The sequence below is a fragment of the Undibacterium sp. YM2 genome (assembly GCF_009937975.1).
GTDB lineage: Bacteria > Pseudomonadota > Gammaproteobacteria > Burkholderiales > Burkholderiaceae_D > Undibacterium.
Genome location: NZ_AP018441.1, coordinates 3,321,287 through 3,337,228 on the forward strand (window position 1 = coordinate 3,321,287; position 15,942 = coordinate 3,337,228).

The following is a 15,942-nucleotide window of genomic DNA, read 5'->3' on the forward strand; positions in this document are numbered from 1 at the left end:
TTCCGGCGAATCCGGTAAAACCTGATTCAATCTTTTATATCAAGGAGTCCTTGTTTGAAACCTCAACTTCACGCACCTACCGGTGCATTTGTGGGCGCATCATGGGCCGCGTTGTTTATAGGTGCAGCCACTTATTTTGCTGGCGTCTGGAATGCAGAGATGCAATTGAATGAAAAAGGTTATTACTTTACCGTCTTGATGTATGGCCTGTTTGCTGCCGTTTCCCTGCAAAAATCAGTACGCGACAAACTCGAAGGGATACCTGTTACCGGCATCTACTTTGGTCTGTGCTGGCTGTCGCTGGGTTTATCCATACTGTTGCTGGCTGTAGGTTTGTTCAATGCAACACTGGGCTGGAGCGAAAAAGGTTTCTTTGCCATGGCATTCTTGCTGAGCCTGTTTGCTGCTGTTGCAGTACAAAAAAATGTGCGCGATATCAAGCTGCTCAAACCTGACCCTGATACCTTGCCCATGCATGATGGTCACGAAAACTGATTTCTGGCTAAAACATAGAACGAAAAGCTCATCGTGAATAATGATGTTCCCAAAAATGGTGACTTTGCCGCTTATCTGGAAAGCCTGGGCAAGCAAAGCACAGCAACTGCGCCACAACATCCTGAGCCAGACTATGGCTTGCCCGCTTTTCAAGCCAGTCAAGAATTGACTTTCGAGGAAAAATTGCACCTCCAAGAACTTGCTGAACTTCCACCTGTAGCAGACGATGATTTATTGACTCAAGCCCTGGCAACTGCCGGGGATGGGCTTGAATATGGTCTGGATGGAGAGGCTGGTGACGATACTGGCATTGCAGATTTCGTTGCGCAGGCCAGTCCGCAGGATAAGCCAGAAGGTGAACAGGTGGCTCTGGCATTTCTGGGTGAACATACCCTGAACCTGGCAAATCAGGCACGACCAGAAGAACTGAATGAGCTGCCACCAATCTCTGAAGAAGAATTGATACAACAGGCACTGGCTAGTCCAGCAGATGAGGAAAATAGCTCACCAGACTAAAACAGTCGTCACAAAGAAAAAGAGCCTCCATTTGAAAAAATGCAGGCTCTTTACGTTTTACTGGAATCAGCCGTAAGCCAGTGACAAATGCCCTGCACGGACACTTGCAGTGGATTTCACTTCCACCTGCATGGAGTTTTGCAGGGAAGCGATAGAGCCACCGGCACGATACTGGAAGCTGACTTGCAACAGATCACCTTCTTTTACCGCAACCGGATGCGCCAGTGGCAAGGCCATATAGTGATTCAACCAGTCGATGGTGGATGAGGTTTCCATCAATACCGCCAGGATATTCTTGGTCACAAAACGCAAGGCACTGACCGTTCCCGATTTTTCTATGGTAAAACTGCCCTCCCATTTGATTTGCAAGTCATTGGGTTGACTGAAATCAATAATGCTGTACAAGGCCGGTTGCGCCAACTCTATCGTGTCGGCAGAAAAAACGCCCACCTGCTGAAACTGGATAATCGGCGCCTGATAGCCAGAAAAATCATTAGCCTGTTGCAAAGGCTGCACTGCCATGACGACGGCTTCTGGTATAAACACTGGCAATGGACCGCCAAATTTTGCAGCATAGCGCTTTTTAAAATTCTCGATGACTTCCACCTGTTTTTCACGCAGCATCGCGACATGGATCATTTCGCAAATGACGATATCGACAGGTTCTGGTGGCAGGTATTCAAAGGCATCGGCGTGAATGACTTCAACTTTTTCACCATCACGGTTCATGGCCAGCAAGCGACGTGCCTCATCCACCATGTCAGGATTAAATTCTACGCAATACACCTTGGACGCCGCCTGTGCAGCAAACCACGACAAAACGCCTGTCCCCCCACCCAACTCCAGCACCTTGGCTCCCTCAAATACCTGGCGGCGTATCGCCGCCTTGAAGTTGTCCATACGGTTCAGGTCCATCAGCATATTGTGATGGTATTGCAGGGGGATAAACTGGCCCAGGTAGCAACTCTCAGCCTCGCGCTCTATTAACATGTTCACTCCTTCATTTCTATTTTCATCATGTGGCTGCCATCTGAAGAGTTCTGCAGGACGGTCAATTTTTCGCCAGCAACACACAACGCCAACTTCGCTGAGTGTATGGCTTGAAAGAATGATTATCCTTGGCTTATCAGGAAATGATGCACAGAGCTAAGCAGCGAAACTGTATCAATTCTTGCGTATGCGAAAGATGGCCGCATGCAAAGCATGTTTACCAATTAACTTTATGCAAAGAAACGGATACGCGCAATGCCAGTTTTGAAAAAAACAAATAAAAGGATTTAAAGAACAGATGAACTGACGATCAGTTTGATTTTGGACGCTCACAGCGACCATCCTGATATGCCTGTGGCAGTTGCTCCCAGCCCTCACCCGGCGAAGTCTGGGAGCAAACCACATGAGCATTGAGTTTGCTGCGCCACTTATACCAGGCGGCTGGCGCAGCATGCGTCGGGGTGACGAGTAATACCATGCTCAGCACAATTATCTTTCTGAACATGATCATACTTGTCACTCCCGGATTTCTGGTTAATAAAGGCTTAGCTTAGCGCTGTAGTTGATAACGCACGATAAGCTGCGAGTTCATCAATCGTCAAGATCACGATGTCGTGAGTCACGGCATATTCTATGATTTGTCCGCCCTTGGCCATGCTGCCATCCGGGTTCATCAATTCACATAATACCGCTGCCGGAGACAATCCTGCCATGATAGCCAGATCAACAGAACCTTCAGTATGACCACGCCGGCTGAGTACACCACCAGGTGCAGCCCGCAAAGGAAAGACATGGCCAGGCCGGGCCAAATCCTCAGGTTTGGCATCTGCTGCGATGGCAGTCAGGATAGTCGTGACGCGGTCAGCCGCAGAAACACCGGTAGTCACGCCTTGCTTGGCTTCTATCGACACTGTGAAAGCGGTGCCGTAGCGGCTTTCATTGTGGCTGACCATGGGCGGCAGATCGAGTTGCAGCAACTTGTCGTCAGTCAGACACAGGCAAACAATACCGCTGCAATCGCGGATCAGCCTGGCCATGGATTCAACGGTGATTTTTTCTGCGGCAACAATAAGATCGGCTTCGTTTTCGCGGTCAAAATCATCCATGAGCAACACGGGACGGCCATTGCGCAAGTCTGCCAACGCTCTGGACAGGCGCTGCTCAAAAGGACTGAGGGATAAAATTTCCGGCTGGACGGAAACAGGGAATGGGACAGTAGTATTGGTATTACTAATAGCATTGAACATAATGAAACGCTCCGGCAAAAGTGAATGTGCAAAAGACGTTTCAGGGAGTAAAAAACGAATAGCCAAACACCAACGCCCATGGTTTTCACCACAGGAGTTTTGTATAAGGCGCATCTTCTCTCATCCGGACTATGACCGTCGGCCCTGGAATCTCACCAGATCTGCTGACCTTGCAAACTGATACAAACACATTGCAACAGTTTTTACTGCAAGCGCTCGCGGGCTTGTTCACTCGCATTGCCAGGGCAATACTGTGAATTTACCGCCGGTGGGGAATTACACCCCGCCCTGAAGACGTACAACCTGCCGAGATATTCGGCACGAGAATTATACGCAAAAATGACATTACTGTTTGAACAAGCATTAATCCGGCGCATCATTCACAGATATTCTATTTATAACTACAAGATATATAAGCCCCAATATCCCTTCATGCGAAAAACATATATTCACATGAGAATTGTTAAAAATATTGTCTGAATTGACTCGCATTTCCACATGGCAACATCTATTCTTATTTCAAAAGGCATTCCAGCCTTTTCCATGGCAGCAGCCTTACAAATCGCACCCGGACAAACTTCTGACGAGATGGCGGATTATATAAAGCATCAAAATTGCACACTTTTTGCATGAATTATTATTACTTAAATAATTTAAGCTGATTCTGCGAATTAAACTAAAGGCAATATCAGTCCAGCGATTTTATATATGTCAAATACGTATATAAGCAAATGAATACTAAGTAGTTTGGAATAAAGCCTGAATTCATTACGATGCACCTACTTTGCGCGAGGCGATATGACGTTAACCTATATATTTTCGGGATTTGCAGTTGGCACCCTGGTCGGCCTGACCGGTGTAGGTGGCGGCTCACTGATGACTCCCCTGCTTACCTTGCTGTTTGGTGTCTCACCAACAGTGGCGGTAGGCACCGACCTCGCCTTTGCATCGATTACCAAGGCAGCGGGTACTTTTACCCACAGATTGCGTGGCACTGTTGAATGGCATGTGGTACGCCTGCTGTGCTACGGCGCTTTACCTGCCGCCGTCATTGCGACCCTGTTTCTCAAGCACTTTGGCGCACTGGACAAGGAAATAGGCCAGCTCATACGTTACTCCATCGCTGTTTCTGTGCTACTGACGGTGGTTGCCTTGCTGTTTAAAGGCAAGATGCTGAACTGGCTCAACAAGCACCCTGAAAAACAACTGCATGGCAAAAACCTGGCTGCAGCCACGATCATTGCAGGCGCAGTATTAGGCACACTGGTGACGATATCCTCCATCGGTGCTGGTGCAATTGGCGCAACACTGCTAGTCATGCTGTATCCACGCATGTCTGCCGCGCATATCGCCGGTACTGATATCGCCTATGCTGTACCTTTGACAGCCATTGCCGCTTTTGGTCACTGGTGGCTGGGGTCCATAGACTGGGTCTTGCTGGGCAGCCTGCTGATAGGTTCTTTGCCCGGTATTACCCTGGGCTCCATGGCTGCGCGCGCCGTGCCAGAAAAATTTTTACGTGGCCTGTTGGCAACCACCCTGACTCTGGTTGCCGCCAAGCTAGTCCTTTGACTCTATTTGCAAACGCGTATTTACAGACGCATTTTATGGGTAATTAAAGATGTATCGTTACGACCAGCACGATCACCAAATCATCAAGGAACGTATTGCACAATTCCGTGACCAGGTTAGCCGCCGGCTCTCGAATGAATTGAGCGAAGATGAATTCCGTATTTTGCGTCTGCAAAACGGCCTGTATATGCAGCGTCATGCCTATATGCTGCGGGTGGCCGTGCCTTATGGCATGCTGTCGTCTAATCAGGTACGCAAGTTTGCCCATATCGCCCGCAAATATGATCGTGGCTATGGTCACTTTACGACACGTCAAAATATCCAGTACAACTGGATTAATCTCGAAGATACACCAGACATTCTGGAAGAGCTGGCATCGGTAGAAATGCATGCCATCCAGACTTCTGGCAACTGCATGCGCAATATCACTTCAGATGAATTTGCCGGTGTTGCTGCCGATGAAGTGATAGACCCACGTGCCTATGCAGAAATCCTGCGTCAATGGACTACCTTCCATCCGGAGTTTGCCTACCTGCCACGCAAATTCAAGATCGCCATCAATGGTGCCAAAGAAGACCGTGCCGCGATTGCGGTACATGATATAGGCCTGACCGTCGTACACAATGAAGCTGGCGAAGTTGGCTTCAAGGTCATGGTAGGCGGTGGCATGGGCCGCACGCCTATTTTGGGTAGCGTGATACGCGAATTCCTGCCATGGCAGCATGTCATGACTTATCTGGAAGCGATCTTGCGTATCTATAACCAGTACGGTCGTCGCGACAATATCTACAAAGCACGCATCAAGATACTGGTGAAAGCCATAGGTGCAGAGGATTTTGCCCGTCAGGTAGAGGAAGAATGGCAAGACATCAAGGATGGCCCGGCCACCCTGACAGAAGCAGAATTGAAACGCGTAGCCAGCTATTTCACGACGCCAGACTATGAAAACCTGCCTGCGCAAGATGCTGCTTATGAACAACATTTAAAAGACAATAAATCCTTTGCCAACTGGGTCAAGCGTAATGTCAAACCACACAAGGTGGCTGGCTATGCAGCCGTGGTCTTGTCACTGAAGAAGCCAGGCGTGCCTCCGGGTGATGCCAGCTCTGAGCAAATGGATTTCATCGCTGATCTGGCCGATCAATACAGTTTTGGCGAACTCCGTGTCACGCATGAACAAAACCTGGTGCTGGCTGATGTCAAAATCGCTGACTTGTTCACCGTCTGGCAAGAAGCCAAGGCCCATGGCCTGGCAACACCAAACATCGGCTTGCTGACCGACATGATTTGCTGCCCCGGCGGTGACTTCTGTGCGCTGGCAAATGCCAAGTCCATCCCTATCGCCCTGGATATCACGGACCGTTTCAACGACCTTGATTACCTGCATGATATCGGCGATATCGAATTAAATATGTCTGGCTGTATCAATGCCTGCGGCCATCACCATGTCGGCAATATCGGCATTCTGGGTGTGGATAAAGACGGCAGCGAGTTTTACCAGGTATCCATCGGTGGAGCACAAGGCAATAGCGCTGCCATTGGCAAGATCATAGGCCCTTCTTTTGCTGCTGGACAAATGCCGGAAGTGATAGACCGCATCATCCAGGTGTATGTACGCGACCGCCTCGAAAACGAGCGCTTCATCGATACAGCACAACGTCTGGGCATCGCACCATTCAAGGAATTTGTGTATGCAACGCCGATACGTACCAATGAGCATCATGGTGAAGACGCCGGTACTGCAGTCAGCTACTGAAATTAAGAAAGTGCAACATGCGAGAAATTATTAAAGATAAAGCCATCGTCAGCGACGACTGGACCGTACTGCGCCTGACCGAGAATGAAACACCGGATGCCGTCAGCGTACCTGCGGGCAAAGTCATCATCCCGCTGAAAGTATGGTTGCTGCAACGCGAAAGCCTGCTGAGCCGTACTGATATTGCTGTCTGGTTTAGCAGCGATGAACAGGCTAAAGAATTGAAGGACGATATCAACCGCTTTAAGCTGCTGGCGGTAGATTTCCCTAAATTTGCCGATGGCCGTGGTTATTCCATCGCCTATAACCTGCGCTCACGTTTCAACTTTACTGGCGAATTGCGCGCCATAGGTGATGTCTTGCGCGATCAGTTGTTTTACATGCAGCGCGTGGGCTTCAATGCATTTGCCACACGGGAAGACAAGAATATCCATGATGCCATCAAGGGTTTGACTGATTTTTCTGAAAAATACCAGACCTCATGGGATGAAAAAAATCCCCTGTTTCGTCGCGCCGAACGCACAGGAGCACAGGCATGAGTGATTTTCAAGAGCGGCTTGCTGCAACACAGGCTATATTGGAAAGAATCGCTGACGAATTTGAACCAGCGGTATTTGCTTCCAGCCTGGCGGCAGAAGACATGGTGTTGACTGACCTGATCTTGCGCAAGAAATTGAATATCACAATTTTCTCGCTGGAAACCGGTCGCCTGCATGCAGAAACTCTGGGCATGCTCGATAAGGTCAAGGAAACTTACGGCACAGAAATCAAGCTGTACAAACCGGATGCTGCCGCCGTAGAAAACTATGTCAGCCAGCACGGCAAAAATGCGTTTTACGACAGCGTCGAAATGCGCAAGGAATGCTGCCGCATACGCAAGGTAGAACCACTGAAACGTGCCCTGGCAGCCAACAAGGCCTGGGTCACAGGCCAGCGTCGTGCGCAGTCTGCAACACGTACTGAGTTGGCGATACAGGAAGATGATGCAACACATGGCCTGCAAAAGTTTAATCCTTTGGCAGATTGGTCAGAAGATGATGTCTGGCACTATCTCAGAAGCAACAATGTGCCTTACAATCCTTTGCACGACAAAGGATATCCATCGATAGGCTGTGAACCCTGCACCCGCGCCATACAGCCAGGTGAAGATGTCAGGGCTGGGCGATGGTGGTGGGAAAACCCCGATTCCAAGGAATGTGGTCTGCATGTGGTGGATGGCAAGCTGATCCGAATTAAACAAGCTGTCTGAAGAAGAAAAATCATGAATACTGTCGTGGAAAACCATTTTATTGATGCTGCGAGCAATCGCCACCTGGATTGGCTGGAATCCGAAGCCATCCATATCATGCGCGAAGTCGCGGCTGAATGCAGCAACCCTGCCCTGCTGTTTTCTGGCGGCAAAGACTCCATCGTCTTGCTGCGCCTGGCAGAAAAGGCTTTCCGCCCGGGTAAATTTCCTTTCCCCCTGGTACATATTGATACTGGTCATAACTTCCCTGAAGTCATCGCCTTCCGTGACAAGCGGGTTGCCCAGTTGGGTGAACGCCTGATCGTTGGTTCTGTAGAAGAATCGATACGCCGTGGCACAGTACGCCTGCGCAACCCGGCAACCGACTCACGCAATGCAGCACAAGCCGTGACCTTGCTGGAAACTATTGCAGAGCATAAGTTCGATGCCTGCATAGGCGGTGCCCGTCGCGATGAAGAAAAAGCCCGCGCCAAGGAAAGGATATTCTCTTTCCGCGATGAATTTGGTCAATGGAACCCGAAGGCACAACGCCCGGAATTGTGGGACCTGTATAACACCCGCGTGCACGCTGGTGAAAACATGCGCGTCTTCCCTATCTCCAACTGGACTGAACTCGACGTCTGGCAATACATCGCCCGCGAAAAACTGGAATTACCACAAATTTATTTTGCCCATGAACGCCAGGTCATCCCGCGCAATGGCTTGCTGGTGCCACTGACTGACCTGACGCCGCCACGTGATGGTGAAACGGTAGAGACGCAGGTCGTGCGCTTCCGTACTGTGGGTGATATCTCCTGCACCTGCCCGGTATCGTCTGACGCCGCTACAGTAGAAGCCATCATCGCTGAGACTGCGATTACCCAGATTACAGAACGTGGCGCCACACGCATGGATGACCAGACATCAGAAGCATCGATGGAAAAACGTAAAAAAGAAGGATATTTCTAATGAACGCCGTAGAACAATTGACTGCCGCCGTTGGTAGAGAACGTGGCCTGTTGCGCTTCATCACGGCGGGTTCAGTGGATGATGGCAAGAGCACTTTGATTGGTCGCCTGCTGTTTGACAGCAAGGGTATTTTTGCTGACCAGCTTGATGCCATTTCACGCGCCAAGCACAAGCGCACCGTTGGTGACACCATAGACTTGTCCCTGCTGACGGATGGACTGGAAGCAGAACGCGAACAAGGCATCACTATTGACGTGGCCTATCGCTACTTCGCGACACCAAAACGCAAGTTCATCATCGCCGATACACCTGGCCATGAACAATACACGCGCAATATGGTGACTGGTGCATCGACTGCCGATGCAGTCATCATTTTGATCGACGTGTCCAAGGTCAAACTCAATGATGACGGCAGTGTCGATTTGCTGACGCAAACCAAACGTCATTCCACCATTGCCCATTTGCTGCAGATTGAACATGTGATCGTCGCTGTCAACAAGATGGATCTGGTGAATTACGACCAGACTGTATATGAGCGCATCATTGGCGCCTACCAAGAGTTTGCTGATCAACTGGGCCTGAAAGACATACGCCCTATCCCGCTGTCTGCCCTGGCGGGTGACAATGTCGTCACAGCGAGCGAAAAACTGGCCTGGTACAAGGGCCCGACGCTGATAGAGTTACTGGAATCCTTAAACGTCTATGATGCCTGCCACGACGAACCTTTCCGCTTCCCGGTGCAACTGGTGGCACGCCATAATGGCCATGAAGCAAATGATTTCCGTGGTTACATGGGCCGTATTGAAGCTGGCAAGGTCAGCAAGGGCGATAAACTGCTAGTGCAACCTGGTGGCCAGACTGCCACCGTCAAAGACATTCTGACGCTGGATACTTCGCTTGACACTGCCGTCGTCGGCCAGTCAGTGACTATCTTGCTGGATGAATATGTAGATATTTCACGCGGCGACATGCTGGTGGGCGCGGACCGCCCTGCGACGCTATTGAAAACCGTCAAGGCTGATTTGTGCTGGTTGTCAGAAGATGCGCTGGATATACGCCGCAAATACTGGCTCAAGCACACCACCAGGCAAGTCGCCGCCAGAGTCACTGGCATTGATACCCTGCTGGATATCAATACGCAGGAACGCCGCCCTGCCGACAGCCTGAAGCTCAATGACATCGCCACCGTCACCCTGAATGTTGCCCAAGCACTGGCAGCCGACGATTATCAGGACTTACGCTCTACTGGTGCGTTCATCCTCATTGACGAAGTGACACACCAGACCGTGGCAGCAGGCATGATAAGACTGGCCTGAGCCATGCAAGGTGCTCAGGGCAAGGTTTATCTGATAGGTGCAGGCCCAGGTGCTGCGGACCTGATTACGGTACGTGGTGCCCGTCTGCTGGCACAGGCAGACGTGGTGCTGTATGACGCCCTGGTCACGGCAGAGATGCTGGATCTGTGCCCGCAGGCAGTCAAAATCTCGGTGGGCAAACGCAGCGGACAACGCTCTGCTGCGCAAGAGCACATCAATCAGCAAATGCTGGAATGCGCGGCGCAATATGCCCTCGTCGTTCGCCTCAAGGGCGGTGATCCCATGCTGTTTGGCCGTGCTGATGAAGAACTGACTGCGCTGGAGTCAGCAGGCATAGATTACGAAATCGTCCCTGGCATCACGACGGCACTGGCGGCGGCAGCCAGCGTCAGGCAACCGCTAACCAAGCGCGGGGTAGCACGCAGCGTCGCCCTGTTCACCTCCAGTACCGCACCTGGCGAAAGCGCAGATACCCGCATACCTGAATGCGACACTCTGGTACAATACATGGGTGGCAGGGAAGCCACGCTGACAGCGCAACGCATGCTGGCGGCCAATTTCCCTGGAAATTTGCCTGTGGTCATCATAGAAAATTGCAGTCGTCCCAATGAATGTAGCCAGGCCTTGAGTCTGGATGAATTATCCAAAGGTCTGCCCATCAGCACAGGGCCGGTATTGGTGATGATGGGTGAAGCAATGCGGGCACGTACTGTCAAATCATCGTGACAATGACGCTCGAATAAGACTAAGGTGGCAACCTTACACCAAGTCTGCGTGCCATTAATTGTAATATCCCACCATCTCGCAGTTGTTCATACAATTCGTCGTAGCGCAGGCGTAATTGCTCACAATTGGCATTTTTACAGTAAGCCAGATAACCATCCTGCATATCCATGAAGGGCTCTATCATTTGCAATTCATTGCCGATGCCCATGGTTTTCATGGTCGCTTCGGTATTGCGCATATTACTGGCCAGATAATCGACGCGCTTTGCCAGCAACATATTGAGGCCATTGGTCAGTGTGTTGGCGACCACAGGTTTGACGGTGGCGCGCAGGCTCTCAAACTGGGGGCCATATACCCAGCCATTGATGACACCAAGTTTGAGACCAGGCATGCTGGCATAATTGCCATCCCAGCTCAGGTCTGATCCTTTGCGTATATACAAGGCCATGATGTCGCGATAAAAAGCACGCCTGGCGAACCCATACTTGGCTTCTCGTTCTGCGGTTTTATACGGGCCTATGAGTATCTGTGCCTGCTCATGTTCGACCATCCATTGCGCCCTGGCCCAGGGGTAAATTTCGAATTTGACTTCATCGCCATTTTGCCTGGCAAGCGCACGTATGATGTCGGCACCCAGACCGGTAAATTCACCAGTGGGAGTGCGTTCAAATACATTGGCGAATTCTGTACCGACTGCCAATACCTGGCCAGCATGAGCCAACGTGACAGGCCGTGCGAAAACAAGTGCCAGCAAGGCAATTGAAAATACTGTTTTCAACTGGATCATACTTTTTCCTGCATTCAGGGCCAGCATAGAAATAGCATTATTGATGAACTATTGATGAGCAATAACCTTGCACTCATTTACCAGGAATAGCAACCGCCTTCATGGCAGGCGTCACAATTGGCTCAGGCAATAATCACGTATCGCCTGCAAAACCGTTTCATCTTCGCCAACAGCATTTACTATCTTGAACTGCAAACCAGGATGGCTTGCACGTATCGTCTCAGCCAGCACAGGCAAATCCCGCAGGACGTGACCACCCTGTCCCAAAAAAACAGGAGCCAAAGTGATACTTGTGCATCCGTCTGCGACCAGTTGCGCGGCCAGCTCTGGTAGCGATGGCGTCATGAATTCCAAAAATGCCAGAGCCACGGTGACGTCTGGCAAGCTCGCTTGCGTCATGGTTTGCAGACGCTGGAAAGGCGCAGCCCAGCGCGGGTCGCGGGCGCCGTGGGCAAACAGGATCAGGGCTGATTTATTTGCCATCAGTTTCTTTCAACATAGCGCAGGCCTAATGAGGCAATAATAAGGAACAGGATACTCGGCACCACCGCAGTCACCAGCGCAGGCCAGGTATTGAGCAAGCCCACATGCGAGAACAAGGCATTGATGAGGTAAAAAGTCATACCTATCATGATGCCGCTGAAAATCTTCAGACTGACACCACCGCTGCGCACATGCAGGTAAGCAAACGGTAGCGCCAGCGCCATCATGACCAGCGCCGCAAATGGATAAGTGATTTTTTTCCAGAAGGCGATTTCATAGCGTTCACCATCCTGTTTATTATCAGCCAGATGCTTGGTGAACGCGGCCAGATCGGTTGCCGACATGCGGTCAGGATCAGCAAACAGTACTGACAAGATATCTGGTGTGACTTCTGATACGACGTCACGGCTTGCCAGCTTCTCGCTCTTGACAGCGGCAATATCTTCACTGGTCAGGGTTTTGGGGAAAGAAGTTTCTATCACATCGGAAAGTCGCCAGATGTTCTTGCCCATGTATTCAGCATCCGTCGCTGTCATTTCACGCGACAGGTGGAAGTTTTTATCAAACTCGAATATCTTGACGCTCTTCAAATGGCGGTTGGGCAGAATTTCTTTGACATTCAAAAAACGGGAGCCGATGATGTCGCCGGTCAAACCATTTTCCCGCACCAGGTCCTTGGTCCACAAGCCGGTACGGAATTCCTGCTCCAGTGATTCACCGATGGCGCTGAGTTTCATTTTCTCGGCAAACTTGCTGGAAACCGGCGAAATGACTTCGCCAAACAAGAAAGTCAACAGAACGAAGATCATACCTATCTTGAGCAGGATACTACCCGCCATCATGGTGGACATGCTGGATGCACGCATGATGGTGAATTCAGAATTGGAAGCAAACTGCGCCAGTACATAAATCGTCCCGATCAGCACCGCAATAGGCATGAATTCATAGATACGGCCAGGCCAGCCCAGCAACACATAAATCACGGCATGTTTAAGCTGATAGCCACCCCGGTTCACCGAAGACTGTAATTCATTGACCAGGTCGAAGAAGGAAAACAAGGCCAGCAAAGCCAGCATGACGAACAGGACCGAGCGTAATATCTCAACGCCAAAATATCTTTGTAAAATTTTCATGCTGGGCACTTTTCCTTACCGCGCAAACCTGATTTAAAACGTACCCACAACATCAAAGGGTGCCAGCGGCTATTCACTTTCAAACGCCATAAAAACATGCAGAGAGTCAGGACAGCCACAAACAAGTGATGTGGCCACCAGGCCATGCCGAAACTGCTACGTTCCTGTACGACCAGCGCCTGCAGGATATTCGTGACTGACAGGTAAATCACTACCAGCAGCAGCGCAACAATCAGATTGGCAGAGCGGCCGACACGCGGATTAACATAGCCCAGCGGGATAGCCAGCAGCAACAGCACCGCGCACATCAACGGCAAGGATATGCGCCACAACAGCTCGCCGAACTTGGTACTGTCCAGATTTTCCACCAAAGCTGTCAAGGGCATGGATTTGGCTGATTTGTCCCCGGCGATACTGGCATTCTGGCTGGATATCAGCACGCCATATTTTTCGAACTGCATCATCTGGAAATCAGGCGCAGTTGGCAAGCCGTCGTAGCGACGCCCTTTGCTCATGACCAGGAACTTGTCGCCAGCCTTGTCGATTTCCACCATGCCTTCTTTGGCAACGACGATACTGGAACGGCCATCTTTATAGGTATTGATGAAAATGTTTTGTACTTTACTGAGGTCGCCTGCCACTTCTTCGACAAAGAAAATGCGGTCAGATGAGGCAGACTCCTGGAACTTGCCCGGTGCCACCTTGGCAATATCAGAGCGTTTTTCAAAGCGCTCGCGGAATTCCACATTTTGTTGATTGGCCCAGGGAGTGACGATAAAACTCAGCAAGCCAGTCAGAATGACCAGCGGGCCGCCGAAGCGCAAAACCGGCTTTATCCATTGGGTCAGGCTCAGGCCAGAGGCAAACCAGACCACCATTTCAGAATCCTGGTAACTGCGGGTCACCACCAGCAAGACCGAGATAAAGCCCGTCAGCAGCAGCAAGATATGCATGTTCATCAATGCGGTAAACCCGATCAGGGCAACCACGTCAGCAGACGCAACCTTGCCTCCTGCGGCTTTTCCAAGGATGTTAATAAGCATCACGGAGATCGTGATGGTGAACAGAGTTGTGAAGACTGCGCCGGCGGCACTGTTTAATTCACGTCGAAGCGCGCGCTGAAAAATCATGAGTAGGATTATAATGTCTGTTTTACGAGACTTACAAAGAGGAGTAATACGTGGACTTTAGCATAAAAACAATCGACGCAAAAAGTGCCTCGACTGCCCATAAAGCAATTAAGACAGGCTGCATCGTCGTTGGCGTCTATGAAAACAAGAAACTTTCTGCCGCTGCAGCAGGTCTGGACAAGTCCGGCGACATCGCCGCCGCCCTGAAATCTGGCGATATCACAGGCAAAGCGGGTACGTCCCTGCTGTTGCGCAAATTGGCTGATGTGGCTGCAGAGCGCGTATTGCTGGTAGGTTTGGGTGAAGAAGCAGCTACCGTTGGCGAAAAAGCCTACAACCAGGCGGTACAGGCTGCTGCCCGTACCCTGGCTGGTCTGGGTGCCAATGATGCAGTCATCGCCCTGCCTGCGGTCAAAGACCGTGACCTGGGCTGGTCTGTACGCGCTACGGTGCTGGCTTTCCGTGAAAGCATTTTCCGTGCTGATGGCCTGAAAAGCAAAAAAGACCCCTCAACCACTGGCGTCAAAAAGGTTGCCATCGCTGTTGATGCTGCAGACGCAACTGCTGCCAAAAATGCACTTGTACAGAGCGTAGCCCTGGCCAATGGCATGGATTTGACCAAAGAACTGGGTAACCTGCCACCAAATATCTGCACACCAACGCACTTGGCCAATACGGCCAAGAAAATCGCTACCGACTACAAAATGGTCGCTGAAGTGCTGGACCGCAAACAGATACAAGCCCTCAAAATGGGTAGTTTCCTGTCTGTCACCAATGGCACGGTAGAGCCGCCGAAGTTCATCGTGCTCAAGCACAATGGCGGCAAAGTCAAGGATGCCCCAGTTGTTCTGGTCGGCAAAGGCATTACTTTTGACTCCGGCGGCATCTCGCTGAAAGCCGGTGCAGGCATGGATGAGATGAAATACGACATGGGCGGTGCAGCTTCTGTGCTGGGTACCATGCGTGCCATCGGTGAAATGAAGCTGAAGCTGAACGTCATCGCCGTCATCCCTACTTGCGAAAACATGCCTTCTGGCAGCGCAACACGTCCTGGCGACATCGTCACGTCCATGTCTGGTCAGACTATCGAAATCCTGAATACGGATGCCGAAGGTCGCCTGATCCTGTGTGACGCCCTGACATACGCAGAACGCTTCAAACCAGCAGCCGTAGTCGATGTGGCAACACTGACTGGTGCTTGCGTGACTTCCCTGGGTCACCATAATTCTGGCCTGTTCACCCGACATGATGAAGCGCATGACCAACTGGCAGCAGAATTGCTGGCAGCGGGCAAGCAAACTGGCGATACAGCATGGCGCATGCCTATCGAAGAAGCGTATAACGAGCAACTGAAATCCAATTTTGCTGACATGGCAAACATTGGCGGACCAGCCGGTGGCAGTATCACGGCAGCCTGCTTCCTTGAACGTTACACCAAGAAATACACCTGGGCTCATCTGGATATCGCCGGCACAGCCTGGAAATCTGGTGCAGCCAAGGGCTCTACTGGCCGTCCAGTGCCTTTGTTGACGACATTCCTGATCAATCGCGCAGGCTGATACTTGTCCGTGTTGAGATGAAATGAAAAAGCCGG

18 protein-coding genes and 1 riboswitch are annotated in these 15,942 nt (G+C 50.8%); of the genes, 11 read left to right on the forward strand and 7 right to left on the reverse strand.

The window, feature by feature from the left end; translation table 11 throughout:
* Positions 1–54 precede the first annotated feature (54 nt).
* Positions 55–495 (forward strand): inner membrane protein YiaA, encoded by a 441-nt coding sequence (gene yiaA, locus UNDYM_RS14980; RefSeq protein WP_162041750.1) that lies wholly within the window; start codon positions 55–57, stop codon positions 493–495.
* Positions 496–528: 33 nt separating this feature from the next.
* Positions 529–1,011: a hypothetical protein gene (locus UNDYM_RS14985; RefSeq protein ID WP_162041751.1), complete on the forward strand. Its 483-nt coding sequence runs from the start codon at positions 529–531 to the stop codon at positions 1,009–1,011.
* A gap of 66 nt (positions 1,012–1,077) precedes the next feature.
* Here the strand turns inward: UNDYM_RS14985 and UNDYM_RS14990 are convergent, their stop codons facing one another.
* The 3 genes from UNDYM_RS14990 to ribB form a co-directional block, all read right to left on the reverse strand.
* The gene (locus tag UNDYM_RS14990; protein WP_162041752.1) at positions 1,078–2,001 is read right to left on the reverse strand and encodes a methyltransferase domain-containing protein; all 924 of its coding nucleotides are present in this window, start codon (positions 1,999–2,001) and stop codon (positions 1,078–1,080) included.
* A gap of 310 nt (positions 2,002–2,311) precedes the next feature.
* Positions 2,312–2,506 (reverse strand): hypothetical protein, encoded by a 195-nt coding sequence (locus UNDYM_RS14995; RefSeq protein WP_197741956.1) that lies wholly within the window; start codon positions 2,504–2,506, stop codon positions 2,312–2,314.
* Between the two features lie 40 nt (positions 2,507–2,546).
* Positions 2,547–3,248 carry a 3,4-dihydroxy-2-butanone-4-phosphate synthase gene (ribB, locus tag UNDYM_RS15000; RefSeq protein WP_162041754.1) on the reverse strand — a complete coding sequence of 234 codons (702 nt, stop codon included), beginning with the start codon at positions 3,246–3,248 and terminating at the stop codon, positions 2,547–2,549.
* 108 nt (positions 3,249–3,356) lie between these two features.
* A riboswitch (FMN riboswitch) is annotated at positions 3,357–3,548 on the reverse strand.
* Between the two features lie 198 nt (positions 3,549–3,746).
* Here ribB and UNDYM_RS31095 point away from each other — a divergent pair.
* The 8 genes from UNDYM_RS31095 to cobA all read left to right on the forward strand — a co-directional run bounded on the left by UNDYM_RS31095 (position 3,747) and on the right by cobA (position 10,815).
* Entirely contained in the window at positions 3,747–3,881 is a 135-nt protein-coding gene (locus UNDYM_RS31095) for a hypothetical protein (RefSeq protein ID WP_255456483.1), read from the forward strand.
* A gap of 165 nt (positions 3,882–4,046) precedes the next feature.
* Positions 4,047–4,820, forward strand: a complete 774-nt coding sequence (locus UNDYM_RS15005) for a sulfite exporter TauE/SafE family protein (RefSeq protein ID WP_162041755.1) — start codon at positions 4,047–4,049, stop codon at positions 4,818–4,820.
* Between the two features lie 49 nt (positions 4,821–4,869).
* Complete coding sequence (locus UNDYM_RS15010) at positions 4,870–6,576, forward strand: nitrite/sulfite reductase (RefSeq protein ID WP_162041756.1); 1,707 nt, start codon at positions 4,870–4,872, stop codon at positions 6,574–6,576.
* A 17-nt stretch (positions 6,577–6,593) separates the two neighbouring features.
* A complete protein-coding gene (locus UNDYM_RS15015; RefSeq protein ID WP_162041757.1) occupies positions 6,594–7,115 on the forward strand; it encodes a DUF934 domain-containing protein in 522 nt (173 codons plus the stop codon).
* Complete coding sequence (locus tag UNDYM_RS15020) at positions 7,112–7,825, forward strand: phosphoadenylyl-sulfate reductase (protein WP_162041758.1); 714 nt, start codon at positions 7,112–7,114, stop codon at positions 7,823–7,825. Before UNDYM_RS15015 ends, UNDYM_RS15020 begins: the two co-directional genes overlap by 4 nt.
* Positions 7,826–7,837: 12 nt before the next feature.
* Positions 7,838–8,773 (forward strand): sulfate adenylyltransferase subunit CysD, encoded by a 936-nt coding sequence (gene cysD / locus UNDYM_RS15025; RefSeq protein WP_162041759.1) that lies wholly within the window; start codon positions 7,838–7,840, stop codon positions 8,771–8,773.
* Positions 8,773–10,089: a sulfate adenylyltransferase subunit 1 gene (locus tag UNDYM_RS15030; RefSeq protein WP_162041760.1), complete on the forward strand. Its 1,317-nt coding sequence runs from the start codon at positions 8,773–8,775 to the stop codon at positions 10,087–10,089. Before cysD ends, UNDYM_RS15030 begins: the two co-directional genes overlap by 1 nt.
* 3 nt (positions 10,090–10,092) lie before the next feature.
* Positions 10,093–10,815, forward strand: a complete 723-nt coding sequence (gene cobA / locus UNDYM_RS15035) for a uroporphyrinogen-III C-methyltransferase (RefSeq protein ID WP_162041761.1) — start codon at positions 10,093–10,095, stop codon at positions 10,813–10,815.
* Positions 10,816–10,834: 19 nt separating this feature from the next.
* Here cobA and UNDYM_RS15040 read toward each other — a convergent pair whose 3' ends face one another.
* The 4 genes from UNDYM_RS15040 to lptF all read right to left on the reverse strand — a co-directional run bounded on the left by UNDYM_RS15040 (position 10,835) and on the right by lptF (position 14,348).
* Positions 10,835–11,602 (reverse strand): ABC transporter substrate-binding protein, encoded by a 768-nt coding sequence (locus tag UNDYM_RS15040; RefSeq protein WP_162041762.1) that lies wholly within the window; start codon positions 11,600–11,602, stop codon positions 10,835–10,837.
* Positions 11,603–11,713: 111 nt separating this feature from the next.
* The gene (locus UNDYM_RS15045; RefSeq protein ID WP_162041763.1) at positions 11,714–12,085 is read right to left on the reverse strand and encodes a sirohydrochlorin chelatase; all 372 of its coding nucleotides are present in this window, start codon (positions 12,083–12,085) and stop codon (positions 11,714–11,716) included.
* Positions 12,085–13,218 carry an LPS export ABC transporter permease LptG gene (gene lptG, locus UNDYM_RS15050; RefSeq protein ID WP_162041764.1) on the reverse strand — a complete coding sequence of 378 codons (1,134 nt, stop codon included), beginning with the start codon at positions 13,216–13,218 and terminating at the stop codon, positions 12,085–12,087. The genes UNDYM_RS15045 and lptG overlap by 1 nt, the downstream gene beginning before the upstream one ends.
* Positions 13,215–14,348: an LPS export ABC transporter permease LptF gene (gene lptF / locus UNDYM_RS15055; RefSeq protein ID WP_162041765.1), complete on the reverse strand. Its 1,134-nt coding sequence runs from the start codon at positions 14,346–14,348 to the stop codon at positions 13,215–13,217. The genes lptG and lptF overlap by 4 nt, the downstream gene beginning before the upstream one ends.
* 50 nt (positions 14,349–14,398) lie before the next feature.
* Here lptF and UNDYM_RS15060 point away from each other — a divergent pair, with 50 nt between their 5' ends.
* A complete protein-coding gene (locus UNDYM_RS15060; protein WP_162041766.1) occupies positions 14,399–15,907 on the forward strand; it encodes a leucyl aminopeptidase in 1,509 nt (502 codons plus the stop codon).
* Positions 15,908–15,942: the final 35 nt, after the last annotated feature.

What these genes read in the sequence shown, in the direction of transcription:
- UNDYM_RS14990 (WP_162041752.1), bottom strand. Translation starts at nt 2,001, where the DNA reads ATGTTAATAGAGCGCGAGGCTGAGAGTTGCTACCTGGGCCAGTTTATC.
- UNDYM_RS14995 (WP_197741956.1), bottom strand. Translation starts at nt 2,506, where the DNA reads ATGTTCAGAAAGATAATTGTGCTGAGCATGGTATTACTCGTCACCCCG.
- ribB (WP_162041754.1), bottom strand. Translation starts at nt 3,248, where the DNA reads ATGTTCAATGCTATTAGTAATACCAATACTACTGTCCCATTCCCTGTT.
- UNDYM_RS31095 (WP_255456483.1), top strand. Translation starts at nt 3,747, where the DNA reads ATGGCAACATCTATTCTTATTTCAAAAGGCATTCCAGCCTTTTCCATG.
- UNDYM_RS15005 (WP_162041755.1), top strand. Translation starts at nt 4,047, where the DNA reads ATGACGTTAACCTATATATTTTCGGGATTTGCAGTTGGCACCCTGGTC.
- UNDYM_RS15010 (WP_162041756.1), top strand. Translation starts at nt 4,870, where the DNA reads ATGTATCGTTACGACCAGCACGATCACCAAATCATCAAGGAACGTATT.
- UNDYM_RS15015 (WP_162041757.1), top strand. Translation starts at nt 6,594, where the DNA reads ATGCGAGAAATTATTAAAGATAAAGCCATCGTCAGCGACGACTGGACC.
- UNDYM_RS15020 (WP_162041758.1), top strand. Translation starts at nt 7,112, where the DNA reads ATGAGTGATTTTCAAGAGCGGCTTGCTGCAACACAGGCTATATTGGAA.
- cysD (WP_162041759.1), top strand. Translation starts at nt 7,838, where the DNA reads ATGAATACTGTCGTGGAAAACCATTTTATTGATGCTGCGAGCAATCGC.
- UNDYM_RS15030 (WP_162041760.1), top strand. Translation starts at nt 8,773, where the DNA reads ATGAACGCCGTAGAACAATTGACTGCCGCCGTTGGTAGAGAACGTGGC.
- cobA (WP_162041761.1), top strand. Translation starts at nt 10,093, where the DNA reads ATGCAAGGTGCTCAGGGCAAGGTTTATCTGATAGGTGCAGGCCCAGGT.
- UNDYM_RS15040 (WP_162041762.1), bottom strand. Translation starts at nt 11,602, where the DNA reads ATGATCCAGTTGAAAACAGTATTTTCAATTGCCTTGCTGGCACTTGTT.
- UNDYM_RS15045 (WP_162041763.1), bottom strand. Translation starts at nt 12,085, where the DNA reads ATGGCAAATAAATCAGCCCTGATCCTGTTTGCCCACGGCGCCCGCGAC.
- lptG (WP_162041764.1), bottom strand. Translation starts at nt 13,218, where the DNA reads ATGAAAATTTTACAAAGATATTTTGGCGTTGAGATATTACGCTCGGTC.
- lptF (WP_162041765.1), bottom strand. Translation starts at nt 14,348, where the DNA reads ATGATTTTTCAGCGCGCGCTTCGACGTGAATTAAACAGTGCCGCCGGC.